The 24,688-nt window shown below is 31.9% G+C and carries 22 protein-coding genes; 4 read left to right on the forward strand and 18 right to left on the reverse strand.

What is annotated here, in order from left to right:
- The first annotated feature begins 303 nt into the window (after window positions 1-303).
- A complete protein-coding gene (locus PMI10_RS11475; RefSeq protein ID WP_007807912.1) occupies window positions 304-2,286 on the forward strand; it encodes a DUF349 domain-containing protein in 1,983 nt (660 codons plus the stop codon).
- Between the two features lie 187 nt (window positions 2,287-2,473).
- Window positions 2,474-2,890: an OsmC family protein gene (locus PMI10_RS11480; RefSeq protein WP_007807915.1), complete on the forward strand. Its 417-nt coding sequence runs from the start codon at window positions 2,474-2,476 to the stop codon at window positions 2,888-2,890.
- 104 nt (window positions 2,891-2,994) lie between these two features.
- Here PMI10_RS11480 and PMI10_RS11485 read toward each other — a convergent pair whose 3' ends face one another.
- From PMI10_RS11485 to PMI10_RS11545, 13 genes are all read right to left on the reverse strand, one after another.
- Window positions 2,995-3,714: a response regulator transcription factor gene (locus tag PMI10_RS11485; protein WP_007807916.1), complete on the reverse strand. Its 720-nt coding sequence runs from the start codon at window positions 3,712-3,714 to the stop codon at window positions 2,995-2,997.
- A gap of 4 nt (window positions 3,715-3,718) precedes the next feature.
- Window positions 3,719-5,305, reverse strand: a complete 1,587-nt coding sequence (locus PMI10_RS11490) for a sensor histidine kinase (RefSeq protein WP_007807922.1) — start codon at window positions 5,303-5,305, stop codon at window positions 3,719-3,721.
- A gap of 59 nt (window positions 5,306-5,364) precedes the next feature.
- A complete protein-coding gene (gene coaE / locus PMI10_RS11495; protein ID WP_007807924.1) occupies window positions 5,365-5,961 on the reverse strand; it encodes a dephospho-CoA kinase in 597 nt (198 codons plus the stop codon).
- Window positions 5,962-5,967: 6 nt separating this feature from the next.
- A complete protein-coding gene (locus PMI10_RS11500) occupies window positions 5,968-6,960 on the reverse strand; it encodes a glycosyltransferase (RefSeq protein ID WP_007807926.1) in 993 nt (330 codons plus the stop codon).
- Between the two features lie 123 nt (window positions 6,961-7,083).
- Window positions 7,084-8,274, reverse strand: a complete 1,191-nt coding sequence (gene fabV, locus PMI10_RS11505; RefSeq protein ID WP_007807928.1) for an enoyl-ACP reductase FabV — start codon at window positions 8,272-8,274, stop codon at window positions 7,084-7,086.
- Between the two features lie 18 nt (window positions 8,275-8,292).
- A complete protein-coding gene (locus PMI10_RS11510) occupies window positions 8,293-8,814 on the reverse strand; it encodes a hypothetical protein (RefSeq protein ID WP_007807930.1) in 522 nt (173 codons plus the stop codon).
- 13 nt (window positions 8,815-8,827) lie between these two features.
- Window positions 8,828-10,480: a DNA repair protein RecN gene (recN, locus tag PMI10_RS11515; protein ID WP_007807932.1), complete on the reverse strand. Its 1,653-nt coding sequence runs from the start codon at window positions 10,478-10,480 to the stop codon at window positions 8,828-8,830.
- A gap of 53 nt (window positions 10,481-10,533) precedes the next feature.
- Complete coding sequence (locus PMI10_RS11520) at window positions 10,534-11,418, reverse strand: type IX secretion system protein PorD (protein ID WP_007807934.1); 885 nt, start codon at window positions 11,416-11,418, stop codon at window positions 10,534-10,536.
- A complete protein-coding gene (gene coaBC, locus PMI10_RS11525; RefSeq protein WP_007807936.1) occupies window positions 11,411-12,622 on the reverse strand; it encodes a bifunctional phosphopantothenoylcysteine decarboxylase/phosphopantothenate--cysteine ligase CoaBC in 1,212 nt (403 codons plus the stop codon). Before coaBC ends, PMI10_RS11520 begins: the two co-directional genes overlap by 8 nt.
- A 9-nt stretch (window positions 12,623-12,631) precedes the next feature.
- Window positions 12,632-12,949, reverse strand: coding sequence for a DNA-directed RNA polymerase subunit omega (locus PMI10_RS11530; RefSeq protein ID WP_007807938.1), 318 nt, complete (start codon window positions 12,947-12,949; stop codon window positions 12,632-12,634).
- An 8-nt stretch (window positions 12,950-12,957) separates the two neighbouring features.
- The gene (locus PMI10_RS11535; protein WP_007807940.1) at window positions 12,958-13,752 is read right to left on the reverse strand and encodes an outer membrane protein assembly factor BamD; all 795 of its coding nucleotides are present in this window, start codon (window positions 13,750-13,752) and stop codon (window positions 12,958-12,960) included.
- Between the two features lie 130 nt (window positions 13,753-13,882).
- The gene (dapA, locus tag PMI10_RS11540; protein WP_007807942.1) at window positions 13,883-14,770 is read right to left on the reverse strand and encodes a 4-hydroxy-tetrahydrodipicolinate synthase; all 888 of its coding nucleotides are present in this window, start codon (window positions 14,768-14,770) and stop codon (window positions 13,883-13,885) included.
- Between the two features lie 15 nt (window positions 14,771-14,785).
- Window positions 14,786-15,298 (reverse strand): DUF6913 domain-containing protein, encoded by a 513-nt coding sequence (locus tag PMI10_RS11545; RefSeq protein ID WP_007807943.1) that lies wholly within the window; start codon window positions 15,296-15,298, stop codon window positions 14,786-14,788.
- Between the two features lie 46 nt (window positions 15,299-15,344).
- On the opposite strand from PMI10_RS11545, the gene PMI10_RS11550 reads away from it, so the two are divergent.
- Both PMI10_RS11550 and PMI10_RS11555 read left to right on the forward strand, forming a co-directional pair.
- Window positions 15,345-16,124, forward strand: coding sequence for a 5'-nucleotidase C-terminal domain-containing protein (locus PMI10_RS11550; protein WP_007807945.1), 780 nt, complete (start codon window positions 15,345-15,347; stop codon window positions 16,122-16,124).
- Window positions 16,125-16,171: 47 nt separating this feature from the next.
- Window positions 16,172-17,113 (forward strand): bifunctional metallophosphatase/5'-nucleotidase, encoded by a 942-nt coding sequence (locus PMI10_RS11555; protein WP_007807948.1) that lies wholly within the window; start codon window positions 16,172-16,174, stop codon window positions 17,111-17,113.
- On the opposite strand, the gene PMI10_RS11560 is transcribed toward PMI10_RS11555, so the two are convergent.
- From PMI10_RS11560 to PMI10_RS11580, 5 genes are all read right to left on the reverse strand, one after another.
- Window positions 17,103-17,795, reverse strand: coding sequence for a hypothetical protein (locus tag PMI10_RS11560; RefSeq protein ID WP_007807950.1), 693 nt, complete (start codon window positions 17,793-17,795; stop codon window positions 17,103-17,105). The two genes, PMI10_RS11555 and PMI10_RS11560, sit on opposite strands and share 11 nt — an antisense overlap.
- Window positions 17,782-19,788: an NAD-dependent DNA ligase LigA gene (gene ligA, locus PMI10_RS11565; protein ID WP_007807952.1), complete on the reverse strand. Its 2,007-nt coding sequence runs from the start codon at window positions 19,786-19,788 to the stop codon at window positions 17,782-17,784. The genes PMI10_RS11560 and ligA overlap by 14 nt, the downstream gene beginning before the upstream one ends.
- A gap of 230 nt (window positions 19,789-20,018) precedes the next feature.
- Window positions 20,019-21,953, reverse strand: a complete 1,935-nt coding sequence (locus tag PMI10_RS11570) for an OmpA family protein (RefSeq protein WP_007807960.1) — start codon at window positions 21,951-21,953, stop codon at window positions 20,019-20,021.
- Window positions 21,954-21,965: 12 nt separating this feature from the next.
- Window positions 21,966-22,898 (reverse strand): PorP/SprF family type IX secretion system membrane protein, encoded by a 933-nt coding sequence (locus PMI10_RS11575; RefSeq protein ID WP_007807961.1) that lies wholly within the window; start codon window positions 22,896-22,898, stop codon window positions 21,966-21,968.
- A 47-nt stretch (window positions 22,899-22,945) separates the two neighbouring features.
- Window positions 22,946-24,688, reverse strand: a 1,743-nt coding sequence (locus tag PMI10_RS11580; protein ID WP_007807962.1) for a T9SS C-terminal target domain-containing protein, incomplete at its 5' end; no start/stop codon positions are given.

The raw sequence follows: 24,688 nt of genomic DNA on the forward strand, positions 1-24,688 counted from the left end.
TAATTGAGACCAGGGACTACATTTCAATGTAGTCTTTTTTATTTTAACCGAATTCAAAAAAATCAAACCCATTGTAAAAAAGTTCCTCTTATAAATCAATCTTAGTCCGGAAGAAAAACTTGAAAAATAATTTTCATAATTTTGTTCATTCTTAAGAGTTAAACCGCTTTTTATGCTTTCAAAACCAATTAATAAGTAAGATTTTTAAATCAAAAACAGGATAAACAAACGATTTATTTTGTATTTAGAAACACCTTTACTATCTTTCGCATTGTTTAAAATAAAAACCTTATACATTTAAAAATGTTAGAAGAAAAGAATGATAACCTGCAAGAAGCAGATGGAAAATTAGAAATCAATGCAATTGATTCTACACAAACTAATGTATCAACTGAAATCTCAGGTTTAGAAGCAGCACCTGAAAATGTGATTACTGTTGAAGAAAATGACATTGAAAGTACTGATAACAGTCATCAGGTTGCATTAGATGCCATAGCTAATTCTAACGCAGAAGAAAGTGAAGATGAGACGCTAAAAGAGCGTAATGATATTCCTATGCAGGATTATAATACGTTTTCACTGGATGCCCTTGTAGACGAATTAAAAAAACTGATCAATATAGATAAAGTAATGTCTGTAAAAGATCATATTGAAGAGATTAAAAAAGCATTCTTACTACACTACAACCACCTTTTAGAAGAGAAAAAAGAAGAATTTAACGCTTCAAACCAAGATCCGAATGAAGAATTTGAATATCATTCTCCTTTAAAATCTAAATTTGACGAATACTACAACGTATTTAGAGAAAAAAGAAATGCCCATTTTAAGCATCTGCAAACCAATTTAAAATCGAATTTAGAAAATCGACTTGCCATCGTTGAGGAACTAAAAGAACTTATAAACCCTCAGGAAAACATTAAGGATACACTTAAACATTTTAATGATTTAAGAGACAGATGGAGAAATGCGGGAGCAATACCAAAAGACAAATACAACCATGTCTGGAATAACTACCACTTTCATGTAGAGAATTTTTATGATTATCTTCATTTAGATCGTGAAGCCAGAGATTTAGATTTTAAATATAATTTAGAGCAGAAACAAAAAATAATTTCACGTGTTGAAGCTTTAGTAAATGAAACAGATATCACTAAATCATTTAGAGAACTGCAAGATTTACATAGAATTTGGAAAGAAGATATTGGCCCTGTTTCTAAAGAGCACCGTGATGCAATCTGGAATAAATTTAGTGAACTGACTAAAAAAATCCATGACAAAAGAGAAGTTTTATTTGAAAGTCAAAGAGCAAATGAGCAACAAAATCTTGAAGTTAAAAAAGAAATTATTGCAAAAATTGAAGTTTTAGGTACTGAAAAAGTAAACTCTCATTCACAATGGCTGGTTCAGATACAAAAAGTAGAAGCGCTTAGAAATGAGTTTTTCGCTGCCGGAAAAGTGCCATCTGAAGTTAACGAGGAAACCTGGGCTTCATTTAAAACTGCCGTTAGAAATTTCAATTCTTTTAAAAATTCATTTTATAAAGACATTAAAAAAGATCAGAACGACAATTTAAATAAAAAAATGGCTCTTGTTGCAAAAGCCAAAGAATTACAGGAAAGTACTGATTTTGCTGCCACTACTCCGATTATGAAACAAATTCAGGAAGAATGGAAGCAAATTGGACATGTCCCTAAAAAGTATTCAGACAAAATCTGGAAAGAATTTAAGGACGCCTGCAATCATTATTTCGACAAATTAAAAGAACACAAATCAGAAGAAAACGTTGATGAAGTTGCTGCATTTGATAATAAAAAAGCATATTTGGATACTTTGAGAAATTATCAGCTGACCGGTGATCACAAAACAGATTTAGACGCTATTAAACTGCATATTGAAACCTGGAAAGGATTTGGAAAAGTTCCTTTTACAAGACGCCATATAGAAGGAAAATTCAATAAAATCCTTGACGCCCTTTTTGACAAATTAAGCCTAAGTAAAAAAGAAACTGATATGATGCGTTTTTCTAATAGAATTGATTCATTATCTGAAAGTAATGATTCAAGAAAACTAGACAACGAAAAGATTTTCCTGATGCGTAAAATTGAAGAAGTACAAAACGAAATTTTTCAGCTGGAGAACAATATTCAGTTTTTTACCAATACAAAAAATGCTAAAAAAGAAAATTCAATAGTGCTTGAAGTTCGTAAAAACATAGCTATTCATAAAGAAAGTCTTGCTGTTTGGAAAGACAAACTAAAACAATTGCGAAATTTAAACCAGGAATAAAAGTTTCTAAAATTAAAATTTTAAGGGTATAATAAAATTATTTATTATACCCTTTTTTTTGTATTTAACTTTTAAGGTAACAAATTAATAAAACGATAATATAAAATATTTCTTATATTTGATAGTAACCAAAAATTGGTTTTAATATTAAAAACGGATACTTTTATTAACTTTTATAATCTAGAAAATGAAATTTACAAGAAAAGCAAATGCCAACTGGAAAGGAACCGGTATGGAAGGAAAGGGAACGATTAGTACACAAAGTACAACGTTGGATAATGCTCAATTATCATTCAAAACAAGATTTGCAGATGGAGTTGGAACGAATCCCGAAGAACTTATTGCAGCGGCACATTCAGGCTGTTTTACGATGCAATTAAGTTTTTTATTAAATGAAGGAGGTTTTACTGCTGATGATCTATCAACTGAAGCCACAGTTACTTTTGAAGACGGGACAATTACTTTAATTCATTTAGAATTAAATGGAAAAGTACCTTCTATAACTGCTGAAAAATTTACTGAAATAGCAACTAAAGCTAAAGAAATTTGTCCAATTTCGAAGTTATTGAAAACTGAAATTACATTAAGTGTCAATTTAGTTTAGACAACTTCCCTAATTAATTATCACCTCTTACTAATTTGTAAAAAAGCCTCCAAAAAATGTCTAACTTTTTGGAGGCTTTTTATAATATTGTAAAATGTTTTTATTTATTCAGATACTGCTTTACTTTTGACTACTAATCTAAAGCCTTCTCCATGAATATTTAAAATTTCAACATCTTCATCTGCTTTTAAATATTTTCTAAGTTTGGCAATATAAACATCCATACTTCTTGAAGTAAAATAATTATCATCTCTCCAAATTTTTGTCAAAGCTAATTCTCTCGGCATTAAATCATTTTCATGCAAAATCAGCATTTTAAGCAATTCATTCTCTTTTGGAGAAAGTTTTATTGGCTCATCATTTTCAAATGTTAGGAATCTAAGTTTTGAATTTAGATGAAACTTACCAATATTAAATTCAAACTGAACTTGTTCTGCTTTTGTATCAGAAGATTTTCTTTGAATAATAGCTTTAATTTTCATTAATAAAACCTCAGAATCAAAAGGTTTGTTCAAATAATCATCAGCACCTGCCTTATATCCTTTTAACACATCTTCTTTCATAGATTTTGCTGTTAAAAAAATTATTGGCACTTCACTATTCTTTTCTCTGATTTCTTTTGCTAATGTATAACCATCCTTATAAGGCATCATTACATCAAGAATGCATAAATCATAAACATCCTTCTTAAATTTTTCAAAACCTTCCATACCATTTTTTGCCAAAGTAACTTCAAAGTCATTTAACATTAAATAATCTTTAAGAACTGCACCAAAATTAAGGTCATCTTCTACTAAAAGTATTCTTTTATTAATATTTTCCATATTTTTAATTTATTAGTGGTATTTTTATTATAAAGGTACTACCCTTTCCTTTTTCACTTTCTACATAAACCTGACCATTATGGTCTTCAACAATTCTTTTTACATAAGCAAGACCTAAACCATGTCCCTTTACGTTATGAAGATCTCCTGTATGTTCCCTGTAAAATTTTTCAAAAACTCTTTTTTGAGCCACTTTACTCATTCCTAAACCGTTATCTTTTATTTTCACAAGAATCATATCTTTAATATTCTCTGTAAAAACCTCAATTTCAGGAACATCCGGCGAATATTTAATTGCATTTTCTAATATATTAACCAAAACATTTGTAAAATGCACTTCATTGATTAAGCAGGTTGTTCTTGCAGCATTTAAATGTTTTACAATTGTACCATGCTTATCTTCAAGAATTAAATTCACATGTTCAATCGCATCTTCAATTACATCATGAATAGCAGTAGGCTCTTTAGTAATATCAAGTTCTTTTTTCTCCAGTTTGGAAATTCTAAGGACATTTTCAACCTGAGCATGCATCCTTTTATTTTCATCCCTGATCATTTGAAGATATCGAAATACCTTTTCCTTGTCTTCAATAATTTTAGGGTTTCGAATCGCATCAAGAGCCAAATTTATTGTAGCTATCGGAGTTTTAAACTCATGCGTCATATTGTTTATAAAATCTGTTTTAATTTCAGATATTTGTTTTTGACGTATTAATTGGTTTAAAGCACTGGTGTAAGCAATTATTATAATCAATGTAAAAATTATAGATAATATTGTAATGCTTACAAGCTGTGACAATAAAAATTTCTTTTTCTGCGGAAATGTTACTAATAACTGATATTTGCTATTACCCTCATTATCAGCAAAAACAGGGATATTATAAGTAGCATCTTTATCGTAATGAAAACCATCTGATTTGATTTTTGTCGGGATTCCATTATTATAGATCCCAAATTCAAATTTGGTTTTGACTAAATGTTCAACGAGTTCTTTTTTCAAGAGATTTCTCAATTTCTCTTTTGTAATTCTTTCGTCTATTGGTAATGCTGAAGCATAATCCTTATATGAAATTTGTAATTGGGCCTTATTTAAAATATCAAGGTTTCCGTCTTTTTCAATTTTTATATCCGGAATTGTACTTTGATTTAAGACTGAATTATCAATAATATTGTTATTGTTGTATATCTCCGTCAGCCTTTTTGAACTAAAGCTTTTAAATCCATCCGAATTGAATTTTTTATTAAACAGCGGACTGTTAATATTGAATTTTTCAGATGTAATGCTATTTTTATAAACTATAGTTTTATTTGTTTTAGTATTTCTTTGAACAAATAAAATTTCTAATAAGTCTTCTTTTTGAGGAATTTTACCGGTACTGTCTTTTATATGGTTGATTTTATCATAAAAACTATACTCTTCCTGCTGTTCAAGTTTATCAGAAACATCACTGATTACCTGGTTGACGTGGTATTTAAATTGCTCATCATTATTTTCTAATGAAGAATTAAACCAATATACCTGAACTAAAATTATCCCAATCAGGGATAAACTCATAAGCAAAACCAGTATTCTAAAAAATAATTTATTCATCGAGACAAAATTAATATTTTAACAATATACTAAATAATACATTAACCAAATATTAACATTTAAGACTGATTTTGTTTAATATTTAAAATTTTAAGAATTTTAACAACTTCTTCTTTAGCATTTTTAAGATTATCATTTAAAATAATAAAATCGCTTTTAGAAATACGTTCTTCATCCTTCCATTGCATTTTCATTCTGTCTAAGACCTGTTCTCTATTCGTTTTATCACGCTTTATAACCCGTTCAATTCTTGTTTCTTCTGGTGCAGTAACCGTTATAACTACGTCACAGTCTTTATACCTTCCGCTTTCAAATAAAATTGCTGCTTCATAAATCACATAAGCATAATTTTTCTTTGCTTCCAGCCATGCTACAAAATCCTTTTTTACGGCAGGATGCACAATAGCATTTAATTGATCGAGCTTACGACTGTCATTAAAAACAATTTCTGCCAGTTTAGCCCTGTTTAAAATATCATCTTCAAATAAAGAATCACCAAATATTTTTTTAATTTCTTCTATTATGAATTTTGACTGCATCAATTTTCTGGCTTCATCGTCTGCTATATAAACCGGAACGCCCATTTCCTTAAAATAGTTTGCTATAGTCGTTTTACCACTTCCTATTCCGCCTGTTAAGCCAATAATTTTTGTCATATCATATTAAAAAAACATACGAGGAAAAGCCTCTTGTGGTTTTTTCTTCAAAAGAATAATTTTTATAAAAGATTCTAAAAATCCCGTTCCATAGCCATAGAATTGTTTCCAAACTGCAATTACAGACAGATATCCAATTTTAATACTTCTATTTTGAATACTGGATGTAAGAAAAATTATAACGAAATATACAAAATATAATTGTAATAAAATATCAAAATTAAAAATTAATAGTAAAAAAGCTAATAATAAACCCAATATAAAGAAGGTGGGAAAGAAAAAAGTCAGTTTATTATGTTCTGGATACCAGCTGTTTAAAATGGGTCTTGCCAGGCCAAATTTATTAACCTGAATAGAAAATTTCTCCCAATCGATTCTACGTTTATGATAAACAAATGCGCTTAGAAATAATCTGGTTTCAAAACCTAAATTCCATAATCTGATTGATAAATCCGGGTCTTCTCCAGGGTGGATATTACCAAAACCTTTTGATGCCTCAAAAGCTTTCTTTGAAATCCCCATATTAAAACTTCTTGGCTGAAATTTACCAATCTTCTCCGAACCGCCACGTATACCTCCTGTGGTAAGAAAAGAAGTCATTGCAAAATTAATTGCTTTTTGAATATTCGAAAAACTATCCAGGGCTTTGTCCGGTCCTCCAAAACAATCTACATATTCCTTATCCAATTCTTTTCGAACTTCCGTTAAATAATTAGACGGAATAATGCAATCCGAATCAAAAATAATAAAGTAGTCACCTACAGCTTTTAACATTCCGAAGTTTCTTGAATCTCCCGGTCCTGAATTAGGTTTGAAATAATAGGATATATTTAGTTTTCCCTGATAAGTTTTCACCACTTCTTTACATGGAATTGATGATCCGTCTTCAACAAGAACAATTTCAAAAGCTTCATTATAATCAGATTTCGATAAGCTTTCTAAAAGTTCATCGACTTCATCTGGACGATTATACACGGGTATAATTAAAGAAAAAATCATAGGAGAATTTGCGGTATTAAAATGACAATCTTATAAATTTCAAATTTTGTGCAAAGATACGCTATTGTCACAAAAAAACCATCAACTTTGGGTTGATGGTTTTCATTATAATACTACAAATATTTAGTTGATACTTTCTATTTCAACTACTTCATTTGCATCAGCTTTATAATCTACTCCTGCAAATTCAAATCCGAAAAGATTTAAAAAGTCATTTTTATATCCTGCTAAGTCTCCAATTACAGGTAATGTTTCTGTTGTTGCTTCTAACCAAAGTTTAGCCACTTTTTCCTGAACATCATCACGCATTTCCCAATCGTCGATTCTAATTCTTCCTTTTTCATCTACAGGCACTTCTGATCCTTTATATAATCTATCCTGAAACAAACGCTGAATTTGCTCGATACATCCTTCATGAATTCCTTCTTCCTTCATAATTTTATATAAAAGAGAAATATATAAAGGAATAACAGGAATTGCAGAACTTGCTTGTGTTACCAAAGCTTTATTTACAGAAACATAGGCTTTTCCTCCTACTGATTTTAAACTATCAGTAATAGTAAATGCAGTAGCTTCTAAATTATCTTTTGCACGGCCAATTGTACCTTTACGGTAAACAGCTTCTGTCAATGATGGTCCGATATAAGAATAAGCAACTGTTGTAGCTCCTTCTGCTAATAAATTTTCACTTTTTAAAGCATCTATCCACATAGCCCAGTCTTCACCCCCCATTACAGCAACTGTATTTGTGATATCTTCTTCATTTGCCGGGGCAATAGAAACTTCAGTAACATTTCCTGTATGAAAATCTACTGTTTTATTTGTAAATGTTTGTCCGATAGGTTTTAAAACTGAACGATGTAAAACTCCCGTAGTCGGATGCTGACGAACTGGCGAAGCTAAACTGTAAATAATCAAATCAACCTGACCTAAATCAGCTTTGATTAAATCTAAGGTCTGTCTTTTTATTTCGTTAGAAAAAGCATCTCCATTAATACTTTTTGCATACAAACCTGCTTTATGGGCTTCAGCTTCAAAAGCTGCTGAGTTATACCAGCCTGGCGAAGCAGTTTTGCCTTCAACTGGTGGTTTTTCAAAAAATACACCAATTGTAGCTGCATCAGATCCAAAAGCACTTGTTATTCTTGAAGCCAACCCGAAACCTGTTGAAGCACCAATAACCAGTACTTTTTTTGCTCCGCTTATTGGCCCTTTTGATTTTATATATTCTATTTGATTTTTTACATTTTGCTCGCATCCTTTTGGGTGAGATGTCAAACAAATAAATCCTCTCATTCTAGGTTCTATAATCATCTTGTAATTTTTATTGTATTAATTCAATTTGAGTTTTAATTTTTCAAAAATAGACATTTTATCCTTAACCCTTTTCATGTTGGCATCCATATTGTCTATAAAATTTGGGTTCAGGGCATTTTTCTTTGCCAATTTATAATAATTATAAGCCGGGATATACTCGCTTTCATACTCTGCCATTCTCCCTAATTCACTATTAAAAGAAGAATGATCAACATTTTCTAAATTTTGCATTGTAAAATTAATATGCTCTTTTGCCTCAGCATACCGACCAATATCAATAAGCAGATAAGTATAATTTAAATAAGGTGCAGGATATTTTGGCTCGAATTTCATAGCCAGTTTATAATGATAAATCCCTTTATCATAATTACTTAACTTATTATAATAAATCCACCCCAGATGATTATGAGCCTTGCCAAAATCAGGATATTGAGATAATATTTCTTCAAGCATTTCTTTTCCGTCAGCAATATTTCCCTCAGAAATCAATGAATCAGCTTTAATAAATTGATTTTCATAAAAACTTAAACTTTCCATATTTGAAGTTATGTTAATTTAGTAATTCTTTTGCGTGATTTAATGCAGAATCAGAAATATTTGCTCCCGAAAGCATTTGGGCAATTTCCAGAATTCTTTCTTCCTGAGCTAATAATTTTAATTCTGATTGTGTATCATCATCAACTGTAGATTTGAAAACTTTGAAATGCGAATCCCCTTTTGCAGCTATCTGGGGTAAATGCGTAATCGCAAATATTTGCATGTTATTACTCATTCCTTTCATAATTTCTCCCATTCTGATGGCAATTTCACCGGAAACTCCTGTATCTATCTCATCAAAAATCAAGGTAGGTAATTTAGAATATTGTGCCAAAATTGCTTTAACTGCCAACATAATACGTGACATTTCTCCACCTGAAGCTACTTTTTTCAGCAATCCAAAGTCAGTTCCTTTATTGGCAGAAAACAAAAATTGTAATTCATCCTTCCCATTTTGGAAATAAGTTTCAGATGGTAAAAGTTCTATTTTAAAACGAACATTCAGCATTCCTAATGTCTCAAGAATTGAAATCAATTGATTTGTTAAAACCGGAATTGCATTCTTTCTATTTTGGTGAATTGTTGCCGCTAAAGCATCCAATTCTTGTGTTTTTTGTTCAATTAATTGTGACAACACAACTATTTCTTCTTCAATATTGCCAAGTTCAACAACAGCACTTTCTAAATCAGCCTGAATCTGAAGTAACTCATCAACTGAAATCACCTGATGCTTTTTTTGAAGATTATAAATCAATTGTAACTTTTGATTAGTCAGTTCTAACTTCTCAGGATCATTTAATAATTTTTCAGAAGCATTTTGTAATTCTCTCGAAATGTCATCAAACTCGATTGCTACACTTGTAATTCTTTCAAATAAACTTTGATATTCCGGCGAAAAAAGAGCTATTTTTTGCAATGAAGTTTTAATTTCATTCAGGTTATGAAAAACTCCAAATTGCTCTTCATTAGCAATTACCAAAGATTTATCAATTGATTCTTTTATTGTTTCAACATTATTCAGTTTTTCAAAATCAGCTTCCAATTCTTCCTGTTCCCCTGATTTTAATTTAGCTGAAACCAATTCATTTAACAAAAAAGTATTGTATTCCTGTTCTTTTCCTGAATCACTTTGTTTTTTTAGCAAAGCATTCAGTTTAGATTTATCTGACTTATATGTTTTAAGCAATTTTTGATAAGATGAAATTGTTTCGAAATTATTCGCAATAGCATCAATAATTTTAAATTGAACACCTTCTTCCGAAAGCTCCTGAGTTTGCTGCTGTGAATGAATATCAATCAAAAAAAGGCTTAAATCCTGCAATTCCTGAAGGTTTACCGGGCTATCATTAATAAATGCGCGTGATTTTCCAGAAGGAAGAATTTCACGCCTAATAATAGTTTCATCTTCATAATCCAGGTCATTTGTCTCAAAAAATTCTTTTAAATTATATTTGGAAATTTCAAATTGTGCCTCAATCACACATTTTTCTTCTTTATTTTTAAGAGAGGTCAAATCGGCTCTTTTTCCTAAAACCAATCCTAAAGCTCCCAAAATAATTGATTTACCAGCACCCGTTTCTCCTGTAATTATAGAAAAACCTTTCGAAAAATCTATTGTTAGTTTTTCAATCAGTGCATAGTTTTTAATTGACAGCGAAGTAATCATATAGTTTTAAAAGTAAAAATTATTGAAGTAGGTAATAAATTGATAAAAATCAATTAATACTTAATTTGTGACCATTTAGTAGAATTCAACGGCGAAACTTTATTTAAAGTCTCTGTCAAATCTGTAATTGTAATACTTGGCCCTCCAGAAAAAATAGAGACTATTTCGTCTGATTTCGCATCAAAAAATACTCTTGTTAAAAAAGCATTTGGTTTAACCGAATTCAATTTACCTATTAACAATAACGAAGATTTAATTTTTTCTTTTGCTCCTTTTAGATCCTGATTCATTATATCCAATCCTGCATGATAAGCAAAAGTTGTTTGTCTCAAATCAGAATAAGTTGGAGAAATCATATCATTTATCAGAAAATAACGATTTTGAACACCATCAGACTGACTCCAGCCTTTAGAGCCTCCTTGCTGGGCTATATTGGCAATATTTTGTGCAGTTTCAAAATAAGAGGTTCCTCCTCCGAACTGAAATGTATCTGCATCAATACCTAAAATCATATAACTGTAAAATGATATCACAGAAACCAAATTAGACTCGAAAGAAGTTGGATTGTATAATAAAGGTTCAAACTCTGTATATCTGAAATTAAAATCTTTATCATTAAAATTGAAAACAGGTGAAGAATAGGTTGAATTATAAATTAATCTTGATGATTGTATTTGGATTGTTCCGCTAAACTGGTCTGAACTATTTGTAAAAAGTGTAATGTACATCGAACAGTTAATGCGTTCGTTTTGTTTTAAAATTGCCCCGTTCCAATCCGTTTTATTAACAAATTCAGACAATGATGACTGAAGCGTTTTGTAAACCTGCTGGTTCGGATTTGGCAATCTCTCGGTATTAATTGTTACTGTGCAGCTTAACTGTTGTGCTTGTGCAAAACTAAAAATCAAAAATGCTAAAAAGACAACTAATTTACGCATAAAAATGTTCTATAACTTTGTTTAAAATATCAACTGCAACAGATTCTTTCGATTTTAAGTCCATTGGTTCAATTTTAAAATCTTTACTTATAAAAGTAACTTTATTAGTTGGCATTTTAAAACCAGCCCCTTTATCCTGTAAAGAATTTAAAACAATCAAATCTAAGTTTTTTTTCTGAATTTTCAGCTTGGCATTTTCAATTTCATTTTCAGTTTCCAAAGCAAAGCCAATTAAAAACTGATTTTTTTTGATTTCCCCTAACGATAATAATATATCTTTTGTCTTTTCTAATTCAATTGAAAATTCCTGTGAGGTCTTCTTTATTTTTTGCAAAGCTACTTCTTTCGGTCTATAATCTGCAACCGCTGCGGCTGCAATAGCCACATCAACATCATTAAAATACAAATGACAAGCATCAAACATTTCCTGAGCAGTCATTACATTAACAACCTCAATCGAAGTATTCCTGACTTTAAAATTTGTTGGTCCGGAAACCAATATAACCGATGCTCCTAAGTTAGCTGCTTCATTTGCAATATCAAATCCCATTTTTCCTGAGGAATGATTTCCTATAAAACGCACAGGATCTATAGCTTCGTATGTTGGGCCAGCAGTAATTAGAATTTTTTTCCCTTTTAATGGTAATTTACTTTCTAAATCGGCTTCTAAGAATGCAATTATATTTTCAGGTTCTGCCATTCTTCCTTCACCCGACAGTCCACTTGCCAATTCCCCATTTTCTGCAGGAATCATACTATTACCAAATTGCTTTAAAGCAGAAAAACTGGCAATTGTAGAAGGATGTTTGTACATATCCAGATCCATTGCAGGTGCAAAATAAACAGGACATTTGGCTGATAAATAAGTTGCGATTAAAAGATTATCACAATTTCCATTAGCCATTTTAGACAAGGTATTTGCAGTCGCAGGAGCAATTAGCATTAAATCGGCCCAAAGACCTAATTCAACATGGTTGTTCCATTCTGCATTTTGATCATCTTCATTATAAAATGTAGAATAAACAGGATTTTTTGATAACGTAGATAAAGTAAGTGGGGTTACAAAATCCTTAGAAGCAGGTGTCATTATCACTTGGACATGTGCACCTGCTTTTATAAAGAGTCGTACTAATGATGCTGTTTTATACGCTGCAATTCCACCGGAAACACCCAGTAAAATCTTTTTTCCGTTTAAAACTGACATTATACTATATTATTTGTTTGAACCTCTGTGGTATGTTTTACCATCTAACCATTCCTGAACGGCTAAAGCGTGTGGTTTAGGCAATTTTTCGTAAAATTTAGAAACCTCAATTTGTTCTTTATTTTCAAAAACTTCTTCAAGACTGTCATTATAAGTAGCAAACTCTTCTAATTTTTCTGTTAATTCTTTTTTGATTTCAGAATTAATTTGGTTTGCTCTTTTAGCCATAATGGTAATTGCCTCATACACATTTCCTGTTGGCTCTTCAATAACTGTTTTATTGTAAGTTATTGTATTTACAGGAGCATTCGTCTTTTTTAAATCCATGACTTTATTTATTTAGTAAATTTTTGTAAATCTGTTTCAACGCGGGCATTCATTTCGTCCGCCTGTTTTTTGTATTTAGTGTCGCCTTTAAACTTCAATAAATTATTATAAGCTACTTTGGCTACATTTAAACGCTCTTCCATTTTAGACGGAACGCTGTTTATAGCTAATTGATATGCCGAATCATATTTGTAAAATAAGGCATCTTCTTTAAAAGATGTACCCGGATAATCTGCAATAAAATTATCAAAAGCAACCAGTGCTGATTTATAATCTGAAATAGTATTATATCCTTTTGCGTTCTCGTATGCTTTTTTCTCCAGCTTCTCGGTTAATTTCTTCACTGCTTCATTTGCCTGGGGAAGATATTCTGAATTTGGATAATTATCTATAAATGCCTGAAGTTTATCAAGAGCTTTAACTGTATCCGCCTGATCTAAACTATAAACAGGTGATAATTTTGAATAACTGTAAGCCCCAAGAAAAGCAGCTTCCTGAACTTTTTCACTTCGTGGATAACCTGAAACAAAGCTTTCAAATTGATATCCGGCTAAATAATACTGTTTTGTTTTATAATATGATTGTGAGAACATATAAAATAATTTCTCCGCCTGAGGCTTACCTCTGTATGTTGGTGCTAATTGCTCAAAAAGCCTGATTGCTTTGTTATATTTCCCTGCATCATACATTTTTGTTGCAATTTCAAATTTTGCAGCAACATCATCATTTTTCAATGCTTTTTGGTAATCACTACAAGAACAAAAAAGGACAACAACAATTAATAGAGATACTATTTTTTTCATTTTCTTACTTTTATTATGATTTCTTAGACAATTATGCCAAAGCAAAATCACACCGAAGTTTCGGTGGCAAATTTAGTTATTAATTTAGCTACTACAAAATATTTTTTGGTATAATAAAATACCGTTGCTTTTACTCTGATTTAATGCTGTTTTTTACAAATTTATCGATCCTGCCGGCTAATGATTCATCAACGGAAACCAATGGCAAACGCACTGTATTATCAGCAATACCAAGAGATTGAAACACATGCTTGATTCCAGCCGGATTACCTTGTTCAAAAATCATATCGATACAATCTGACAAAAAGTATTGTGTTTTAAAAGCCTCATTCACCTTTCTGTTCAAACCTAAACGAATCATTTCTGAAAATTCTTTGGGAAAACCTTGTCCAATCACAGAAATTACTCCTGCTCCACCGGCCAAAACTATCGGTAAAGCAATCATATCATCACCGGAAATAACCAAAAAATCTTTTGGGGCGTTTTTAATCAATTGCAGAGCCTGAACTATATCACCTGCAGCTTCTTTTATAGCTACAATATTATCAAATTCATTTGCCAGACGAATCACTGTCGACGGCAACATATTACTTGATGTTCTTCCCGGAACATTATATAAAATTACCGGAATTGGAGACGCTTCTGAAATTGCTTTAAAATGCTGATAAATTCCTTCTTGCGTAGGTTTATTATAGTAAGGAGAAACAGAAAGAATAGCTTCAAATGCTGAAAAATCCCTGGTTTTTAATTCCTCAACAATTTGCATCGTATTATTGCCCCCAACTCCAAGAACCAAAGGCAACCTCCCATTATTAACTTCAATTACTGTAGTAATAACTAATTCTTTTTCGGCTTGTGTCAGGGTTGCATTTTCTGCAGTTGTCCCCATAACAACAAGATATTCAATTCCCCCGTCAATCGAAAAATTAACAATTCGCTGTAATGCTTCGATATCAATTGAGTAATCGCTTTTAAATGGAGTGACAAGGGCAACACCAGTTCCTATTAATGATTGCATATTCTAATTTATATTTTATTTTATTCTTTTTAAATACTTAAACAATTCTGAAACAAAAAGTTTATAATTTTCTAAAGGAGTATCTATCATCCAATGATTTAAATTTTTATCAATTGATGCAAATCCAACTTTAAATTTAGCTTTTGACTTACTGGTTACCAACTTCAAAACCGGTTTCTGAACATCATAATAACCAATCAGAAGATCAAATTCTGTTTCTGCAAAGTCATTCAGAAAATCTATTGAAACATCTCCTTTCCAGTTTATATGTTTTTTTCCAAAGGTCGGAAGCGCATATGTTTCTTTGTTTTTAAATTTACTTCTGTATACAACAATTTCTATCTTGTCAGAATCAATTCCATTAGAAACTAATTCTTTCCTGAGTGCTTCTGAATGCTGAAAATCACTTTCGTCAATCAGCAACCCAATATTTTGTATGTTGCTCGTAAAAGCTTCATTCTTTACATTCAGTAAATTATTTTTTAATGTTTTTTTTATAAAAAAATACTTTAGATAATTTAAAAACATAGTACTTTTACCAATTACAAAATTAATTATTTAAGATGCATTTAAGATGGTAAAACTAAAAAAGTATAACGGATTTTTAAAACTTTTTGTTATATTCTTAACACTTTTTTTTATAATTTCTTGCAGCCAAAAAAATTACACCCTTACTAAGATTGAAGGAAAGCAAATTCCGGTAACTGAAAACAATACTCAAACTGCTGAAATTGAAAATTTTATTGCCCCTTATCGCAATCATATTAATAAAGATTTAGACAGCGTATTGGCATATTGTCCTGAAACTCTCGATAAAAGTATGGGAAAATGGCAAACCAATATTGGCAATTTACTGGCTGATGTATGTTTACAAAGAGGAAACCTTGTTTTTAAATCAAGAGAGAAAAAAGATATTGATTTATGTCTCCTGAATCACGGAGGTATCAGAGCGATTTTACCAAAAGGGAATGTGACAACCAGAACGGCTTTTGAAATTATGCCTTTTGAAAATAATTTAGTTGTACTTTCTTTAAAAGGAGAACAGATTTTAGAGATGACATCTTATATTATTAAAGAAAAAAAACCGCATCCTTTGTCAGGAATGACTTTTACTATTGCAAAAGACAACACTGCAAAAAATATTCTAATCCAGGGAAAACCCCTTGACAGCAACAAGATTTATTATGTAGCTACCAATGATTATTTGGCAAATGGCGGCGACAGCATGAATTTTTTCTTAAAAAACACTCAGAAATTTGATTTGAATTATAAACTCCGAAATGTATTGATTGATTATTTTAAAGAAACAGACACAATTCCGATTGTTAAAGACATCCGAATTACTGAAGAATAATCTATTGAATCTACAAAAGACTGACAGTTTCGCATAAAATATACACAATGAAAAGAAGAGAATTCATAGAAAAAACAGCTGCAGGTACAGCCTTATTAAGTTTAGGTTTAGCTCCGCTCTGTTCGGCTGCGCCTCGAGTATCACTAAGCAGTTTTGAAACTGATGATATTAAACATCTGACTATTTTACATACCAACGATGTTCATAGTCATATAGACCCTTTTCCTGCTGATGATCCCCGTAATCCCAATAAAGGCGGAGTATCTCGTCGTGCAGCGCTTATTGAGAGCATTCGTAAAGAAAACCCAAATGTACTTTTATTGGATGCCGGCGATATTTTTCAGGGAACTCCATACTTTAATTATTACGGAGGAGAACTTGAATTTAAATTAATGAGCATGATGAAATATGATGCTTCTACAATTGGAAATCATGATTTTGACAATGGTCTTGATGGATTGTATGCTCAAATGCCTCACGCAAGTTTCGAATTTATCAACTCTAATTATGATTTTAAAAATACAATCATGAATGGACTTGTAAAACCATATAAAATTTTTAACAAAGACGGAATTAAGATTGGTGTTTTTGGATTAGGAATCGAACTTGACGGATTGGTTGATAAAAAAAATTACAAGGAAACTGTTTATAATAATCCTGTGGAAATAGCACAGGATATGACACAATTATTAAAAAAAGAAGAAAAATGCGACCTGATTATTTGTCTTTCGCATTTAGGATACAAATATAAAGAGGATGATTCTAAGATTTGTGATTTAAAATTGGCAGAATTAACACAGGATATTGATCTGATTATTGGTGGACATACCCATACCTTTTTAGATAAACCAACGATAGTGAAAAATAAAGCGGGTGAAAATGTGTTAGTGAATCAGGTTGGGTGTTATGGAATAAATTTAGGACGAATAGATTTTTACTTCGACAAAAGCAAATCACATACTAATGAAGCAAAGTCAATTATAGTTTAGAACTTCTCTTGCCTTTTGAGCATAAAATAAAGTATTTAGCCATAAATAAATAGGATAAAATTTGCGTTACATCCCGAATCAGGGTTAACACCAAAGAATAAGAAAAATATTCATTAAAAATAAAAAAGATATCCGAAAATATAAAACAAGTTACCATTAATGTAAGCAACAGTCCTAAATAAGTTCCTCTGGTTATATATTTTGCATAACAAATAATCCCCAGAGCACTTAAAACAATACCATATAAACCATAAAAAAAATGGAAATCACGCATTTTATCAAACTGTAAACTTAAAACGGAAAACAATAAATATACAATCAGCAATACAACTAAAACAATTGGCAATACATCATTTTTTTTAAACTTTATCTTTCTCCTTTCATCAATGACAATCATTTTAAGCAATGTTAAATAAACCAGTAAAAAGCATAACATTGATCCCAAATCTGAAATTTCTACATTCATAAGATGAAAAACTTCGCCTGTAAAGCACAAAGCAAAAACCAGGATTTGGATTTTATTAATTCTAAAATTATTTGAAGAATAGAAATAAAAGAAAATAGAAGGCACCACAATTGATTTCATACAAATTGTGAGATAATCATATTGAAATATATCAAACAAAATTGTAAAAAAAAGTGCCGTAAAATATAAAATCAGTGAAGGTCTATTCGCTTTCATTGAGTTTGTTTATAAAATCCTCCTCAGATAATATCGGGATATTTAATTTATTAGCTTTTTCTAATTTGGCTGGCCCCATGTTATCTCCGGCAACCACAAAATCTGTTTTAGCAGAAATTGAACTTCCAACTTTTCCACCGTTATCTTCAATGGTTTTCTTTAATTCGTCTCTTGAAAATTGAGTAAAAACACCGGAAACAACAAATGTTTTTCCAATAAATTTTTCGGTTGCATCCGGGTTGAATTTTTCTACAATTTGAAATTGAACGCCGTAGCTTTTTAAACGCTCAATAATTTTTTTGTTTTCTTCATTCTCAAAAAACTCAATGACACTTCTGGCAATTCTTTCACCAATTTCATCAACTAAAATTAGCTCCATTAAAGAAGCCTGACTTAATGCATCAATATTTTTATAATGTTTGGCTAGTTTTTTAGCCACAGTTTCACCAACAAATCGAATTCCCAAGGCAAATAAAACACTCTCAAACGGAATCTCTTTCGATTTTTGAACTCCATTTACCAAATTCTCAGCAGATTTTTGTGCCATTCTCTCTAAAGGCAAAATTTGTTCAACCGTTAATTCATAAAGATCGGCATAATTATGAACTAATCCGTTATTAAAAAGTAAAGCAACCGTTTCTCCTCCAAGACCTTCAATATCCATTGCTTTTCTGGAAATATAATGCTGAATTCTGCCAATAATCTGCGGAGGACAGCCATAAAAATTAGGGCAATAATGATTGGCTTCGCCTTCGTTTCGAACTAATTCTGTTTGGCATTCCGGACAATGTGTGATATATTTTGTAGGTTCAGAATTTTCAGGTCGTTTATCTAAATCTACAGCGATAATCTTAGGTATAATTTCACCGCCTTTTTCAACAAAAACAGTATCATTAATTCTGATATCTAATTTTTCAATTTGATCGGCATTATGCAAAGAAGCTCTTTTTACAATTGTTCCTGCCAATTGTACGGGTTCTAAGTTTGCTACCGGCGTGATTGCGCCTGTACGGCCAACCTGATAAGTAATTGACTTTAATTTCGTTGAAACTTGTTCTGACTTAAACTTATAGGCTATTGCCCAACGAGGCGATTTTGCCGTATAACCTAGCTCTTGCTGATGCTGAATACTGTTTACTTTTACGACTACCCCATCAGTTTCATAAAGCAATTTATGACGGTGCACATCCCAATAATCAATGAAGTCAAAAACTTCCTGCATATTATTGACCAATTTGGCTTCATTTGGCACTTTAAATCCCCATTTTCTGGCAGATTCTAATCCTTCGTACTGAGTAAAAAAAGGCAGGTTGTTACCCGTTACCGAATATAATAAACATTCTAATGGACGTTTGGCAACCTCAGCACTATCCTGTAATTTTAAACTTCCGGAAGCTGTATTTCTTGGATTTGAATACGGTGTTTCGCCTATTTCGATTAATTCCTGATTCATTTTTTCGAAACCGGCATAAGGCAGAATAATTTCTCCCCGGATATCAAATTTATCCGGATAATTTTCTTTTAGCTGTAATGGAATTGATTTAATAGTTTTAATGTTATTCGTAACCTCATCACCCTGAAATCCATCTCCACGTGTTAAAGCCTGAACTAACTTTCCGTTCTCGTATGTAATACTTATTGAAGCTCCATCATATTTTAGCTCACAAGTATATTGCAAATCAACATTCCCAAGAACTCTCTGAATTCGGGTTTCCCAATCTAATAAATCATCTTTAGAATAGGAATTGTCTAAAGAATACATTCTGAATTGGTGCGGAATGGTTTTAAAATTTTTGGTAACTGTTCCTCCTACTCGCTGTGTTGGGGAATTGTCATCAAAAAACTCAGGGTATTTGTTTTCTAAATCCTGAAGCTCTTTTAATTTAATATCAAAATCATAATCTGAAATTGTGGCATTATCAAGTACATAATAATTGTAGTTGTGCTGATTAAGTTCGTTTCGTAAAGCCTGAATTGTCTCTTGAATACTCATAAAATATTAAAATGATACTGATTGTAATTTAGAATAACTGAATATCAAAATTAGGATTATTTTCGTTGAAAAAAATACTAAAAACCGAAAGTTTTAAAAAATCAAAAATCAAGTTGCAAAAACATGCAACTTGATTTTCTTCTTGTCCATTATTCTTAAAAAAGAATTAAACAAAAACCAACTTCCAAATGGTTTTTACATTTATATTGAGGACTGATAATTGAATATACTTATTTTTGAATAATGATAAAATCAGAACGTCTGTTTAATAAATGTTCTTCCTCTGTACATTTCACACCATTTTTACATTTATTTATTAACCGGCTTTCGCCATAACCAATAGCACTTTCGATTCTTGAAGCATCAATATTCTGTGAAATAAGATAATCACGGGTTGATTTTGCCCTGTTATCAGAAAGTTTCAGGTTATAAATATCTTTTCCTCTGGAATCCGTATGTGATTCAATTTTGATTCGGATATTAGGAAATTTTTGCATGATAAAAACTACTTTAGCTAATTCTTCGATTGCCAAAGGTGTTATATCATATTTATCGTAATCAAAATAAATTGGTTTCACATCTACCTTTTCAACCCCTTTCTTTTTCACAACCAAATCATCATAATTACTGAGCTCAAAATTAATATTTGGAATCTCACCTCCGTTTTCCAGTGTAGTTTCAACGGTTTTTTCGTCGCTGCTGTAATTCGGTTTTGCCGCCATCATTTTAACTATTTTTCCACACGGAACGATTAAAGCATATTTGCCCTCATAATTTGTTTTTGTTTCACCAAGAACATCACTAAAAGAGTTATATCCCATAATTACAACATCGGTAAGAGGTAATTTTGATTTGTGATCTATTGCCATCCCTGAAATAGTCTGGTTGCAAACAGGATCTCCTTTGGTAAAAGAATAGATATCATCATCACCTTTTCCTCCTTCTCTATTGGAAGACATATAACCAAAATGACCTGTTCTATCAATTATAAAAGCAAAATCATCTTTATTACTGTTTATCGGAGCACCCAGATTTCGTGGATTCGAAAAGCTTCCGTCAGATAAAAATTTACTTTCGTAAACATCCAAATCACCCAATCCGTAATGACCATCAGAAGAAAAATAAAGTACATCTTTACTGAAAAACGGAAAAAGATCGTTCCCAATAGTATTAATCTTTGGCCCCAGATTTTTAGGTGAACTCATTGTTCCGTCTGCAGCAATTTTTACTACATACAAATCCGTTTCCCCATATCCTCCGGGCATATCGGAGGCAAAGAAAAGCCATTGCCCGTCTTCACTTAAAGAGGGATGTCCAACAGAATAATCATCGCTGTTGAAAAATACTTTTTGAGGATTTTCTAATTTGTTGTCGACTATAGACCCCTTAATGATTTGAAAATTATTAGTCTTTGTCTCGTCAACAACCAATTTATTGTTTTTGACGATGTTGGTCGAATAATAAATTGTTTTTCCTGTAGAATCAAAGGTGGCCGTTGCTTCGTGATATTTTGTCATTACGTTTGGCAAAAAAACTGTTTCGTTGAACAGACTTCCATCAGCCGCATTCCTTTCAGCAACATATAAATTCAGAAAAGGCTGATTGTTCCAGGTATACAATTTTTCGCTGAATTTTGTTGTATCCCTTGCTGAAGTAAACACAACTTTATCCTGAAAAAAAGTGGCTCCAAAATCAGATTTACCGGTATTAATATCCATGTCTTTTATTTCGTAAAGCGATTTCGATTTGGAGAGACTGTCCGTTTGCTTTTTTTGAGCGAGGTATTTGTTTATCTCGTTTTTATCGCCTTTTTTATCCAGATATTCTTTAGTAATCCTATTTGCTTCATCATAATCCATCACCGCTTTCATTGATTGAATGTAACGCAAATAGTAGATATCAGTTAAATTATTACCTTGAGCTTCATACAATTTTCCGTACCATTTGAGTGCATTTCTGGAATCGGAAATAAAATAATAGGAGTCGGCGGCATTCTTTAATGTTTGTGCCGAAGGATTTTTGACGTTCTGTAAAATTTCTTCGTATGCTTTTGAAGCATCAGCATAAGAATAGTTTTTAAAGAGTGCATCTGCCTTTTTTAAATTAGTCTGAGCAAAACAAACCGTAAAGCTCAATACCAGACTTAGGAAATATATTTTTTTCATAAGATTTATTTTTTAGAAGAATCGAGGAGATTTGATTTTACTTTGATTTTTATTAAACTGATAACGTAAGATGAACTCATGTGAACCATCATTATACTTATTCAATTCACTTACTGTGTAATCAAAAGCATATCCGAGATAAAAACTTTTTGATATTTGAAACCCTGCCAAAATGCTTACTGAATCATCTGTACGGTAAGAACCGCCAATAACAAATTTTTCGTAAAGCATAAAGTTTGCCGAAACATCAGCAGTAAGCGGAGCACCGCTTACTGCTTTTACTAAAAATGCAGGTTTGAATTTCAAATTCGGATTCAAATCAAACACATAACCTCCCATCAAATAATAATGCAAACGATCGTAGTTTATAGATTCCTGAACATCATCATAATAATCATTTGCGATAAAGCTTGGAATTGAAAAACCTAAATACCATTTGTCAGTATAATAATAAACCCCTGCCCCAACCGCTAATTTCATCTGATTGTCAATATTTTGATTTAGCAGAACATCATTAGGATTGTAGTATCTTCCTTTAGACCAATCTACGTTTAGCATTCGCATACCGGCTTTTAAACCAAAGGCCAGTCTTTTTTCATAGCCCAATGCCAAAGAATAAGAAAAGTTTCCATCAAGGTATAATTCGCTCGACGGACCAATTTTATCATTAACGACACTTAATCCTAAACCAACCTTTTCGTTTCGAAGCGGCGTATGGACAGAAAATGATTGTGTCTCCGGCGCACCTGAAATTCCAACCCATTGCGAACGATGTAAAAGTGTAGCTTCCAAAACTCCTGTAGAACCGGCATAAGCCGGATTTACAGCCATAGTGTTGTACATGTATTGTGTGTACTCCGGATCTTGTTGTGCACTCGCACTAAATGTGATAATAGAACATATTAAGATTAAATACGTTTCTAATGATTTTATATATAGTTTCATAACGATACTTATTTAGTTTAATTAATTAGACGATTAATAAATGGTGATTATCTCATTATAGATAACCATCCTTTTTTAATTTTTCCGTCTCCAATGTCTATCACATAAAAATAAGTACCGGTTGGCAGCATATCTCCTCTATTTATAACTCCCGATACATTGGCTGTTCCGTCCCAATCGTTTTCATAACCTTTTTTGCTGTATACCAAAGAACCATATCTGTTAAAGACTTTTAATTCGTTATTTGGATATGATTCGATACAATCAATTCTGAAAAGATCATTTGCTCCGTCACTATTTGGCGTGAACTCATTATAAACCGTTAAACAGATAGGATTTACAGAAGCTGAAGCTGTATTGTTTGTAGGATCAACATCTAAAGGAGTTGAAATTTCAATTGTTGCTACGTTTAAGTAATTACCATTTGGCAATACAATAACTCTAACTTCAAGAGTTTCACTTTCTCCGGCATTTAAGGTTGGGATTGTCCAAACCTGAGTTGCAGGATCATATACTCCGGCAGTTGTAGAAGAGGATACTAATTCGTATCCGCTTGGAATTAATTCACTAACAAGCGTATTTATGATAGTCCCCTGACCAACATTATTTACTGTTATTGTAAAAACTATTTCATCACCAAAATTAGGTGTAGGATTACTAACTGTATTGGTTATGGTAAGATCTGAGCATGTTGCTACTGTCACATTTAGTGTTTTTGTAGTAGTTTCATCACATGTATTGACGTAAGTTACGGTAACTGTTCCCGAGCCAATATCAGACCATGAAATTGTTACTGATCCATCTGTAACTCCTCCACCGGAAGTTATTGTACCGTTAGTAACAGACCATACATAATTTGATTTTCCATTTGCTATTGAATATGTTACTCCCTGGAACACACATGGTGTATCATCACTTGAAGTAATTTGATACAATGCATCGTTTTCAAAACCTACGGTTATTGCTAAACGTGCCGCATTTGTACAACCATTTGTTGTATTGCTTAGTAATGTAGCATAATAAATTGTGGCAGTAAGTGGTGTATTTGCTGCTAATGGTGTTCCTCCGGTTGGAGTACTGTACCAAACTACATTTGACTGATTCACCTGAATATTAGCAATTGTTGGCGTTTTTGATAAACAAAATGTTTGCGTTGTACTTGTTGTAGTCACTACACCTGGAGTGTTTACATTTACTGTAACTACTAATCGTACAGCATTTTCACAACCTATTGCACTTGAAATCGCTCCATAATATAAACCTGTTGCTAAAACTGTTGTTGCTGGTAATGCCATTCCACCTGTTGGCGTGCTATACCAAACTACATTGGACTCATTTACCTGAATATTAGCCACTGTTGGTGTATTTATTGAACAGAAGTTTTGAGTTGCTGAATTTGTAGTTGGTGTTGCTGTTGGATTATTAATAGTTACAGTTACCAGCAATCTTGTACTGCTTTCGCAACCCGTCATCGGATTCAGAATAGCTCCGTAATAGATTCCGTTTGTCAAAGCAGTTGTTGATGCAATTGCAGTTCCTCCTGCCGGTAAGCTATACCAAACTACATTGGACTCATTTACCTGAATATTAGCAACTGTTGGTGTGTTTGAAATACAGAAATCTTGTGTGTTATCTGTAGTTGTTGGTGTAGCCGGATTGGTTACAGTGACAGTAACCAACAATCTGACAGCACTTTGACAACTTGTTACCGGATCCACAATAGCTCCGTAATAAATACCGCTTGCCAAAGCTGTTGTTGGTGCAATTGCTGTTCCGCCTGCTGGCAAGCT

Origin of the sequence: Flavobacterium sp. CF136, from assembly GCF_000282055.1 — a bacterium.
Lineage (GTDB): Bacteria > Bacteroidota > Bacteroidia > Flavobacteriales > Flavobacteriaceae > Flavobacterium.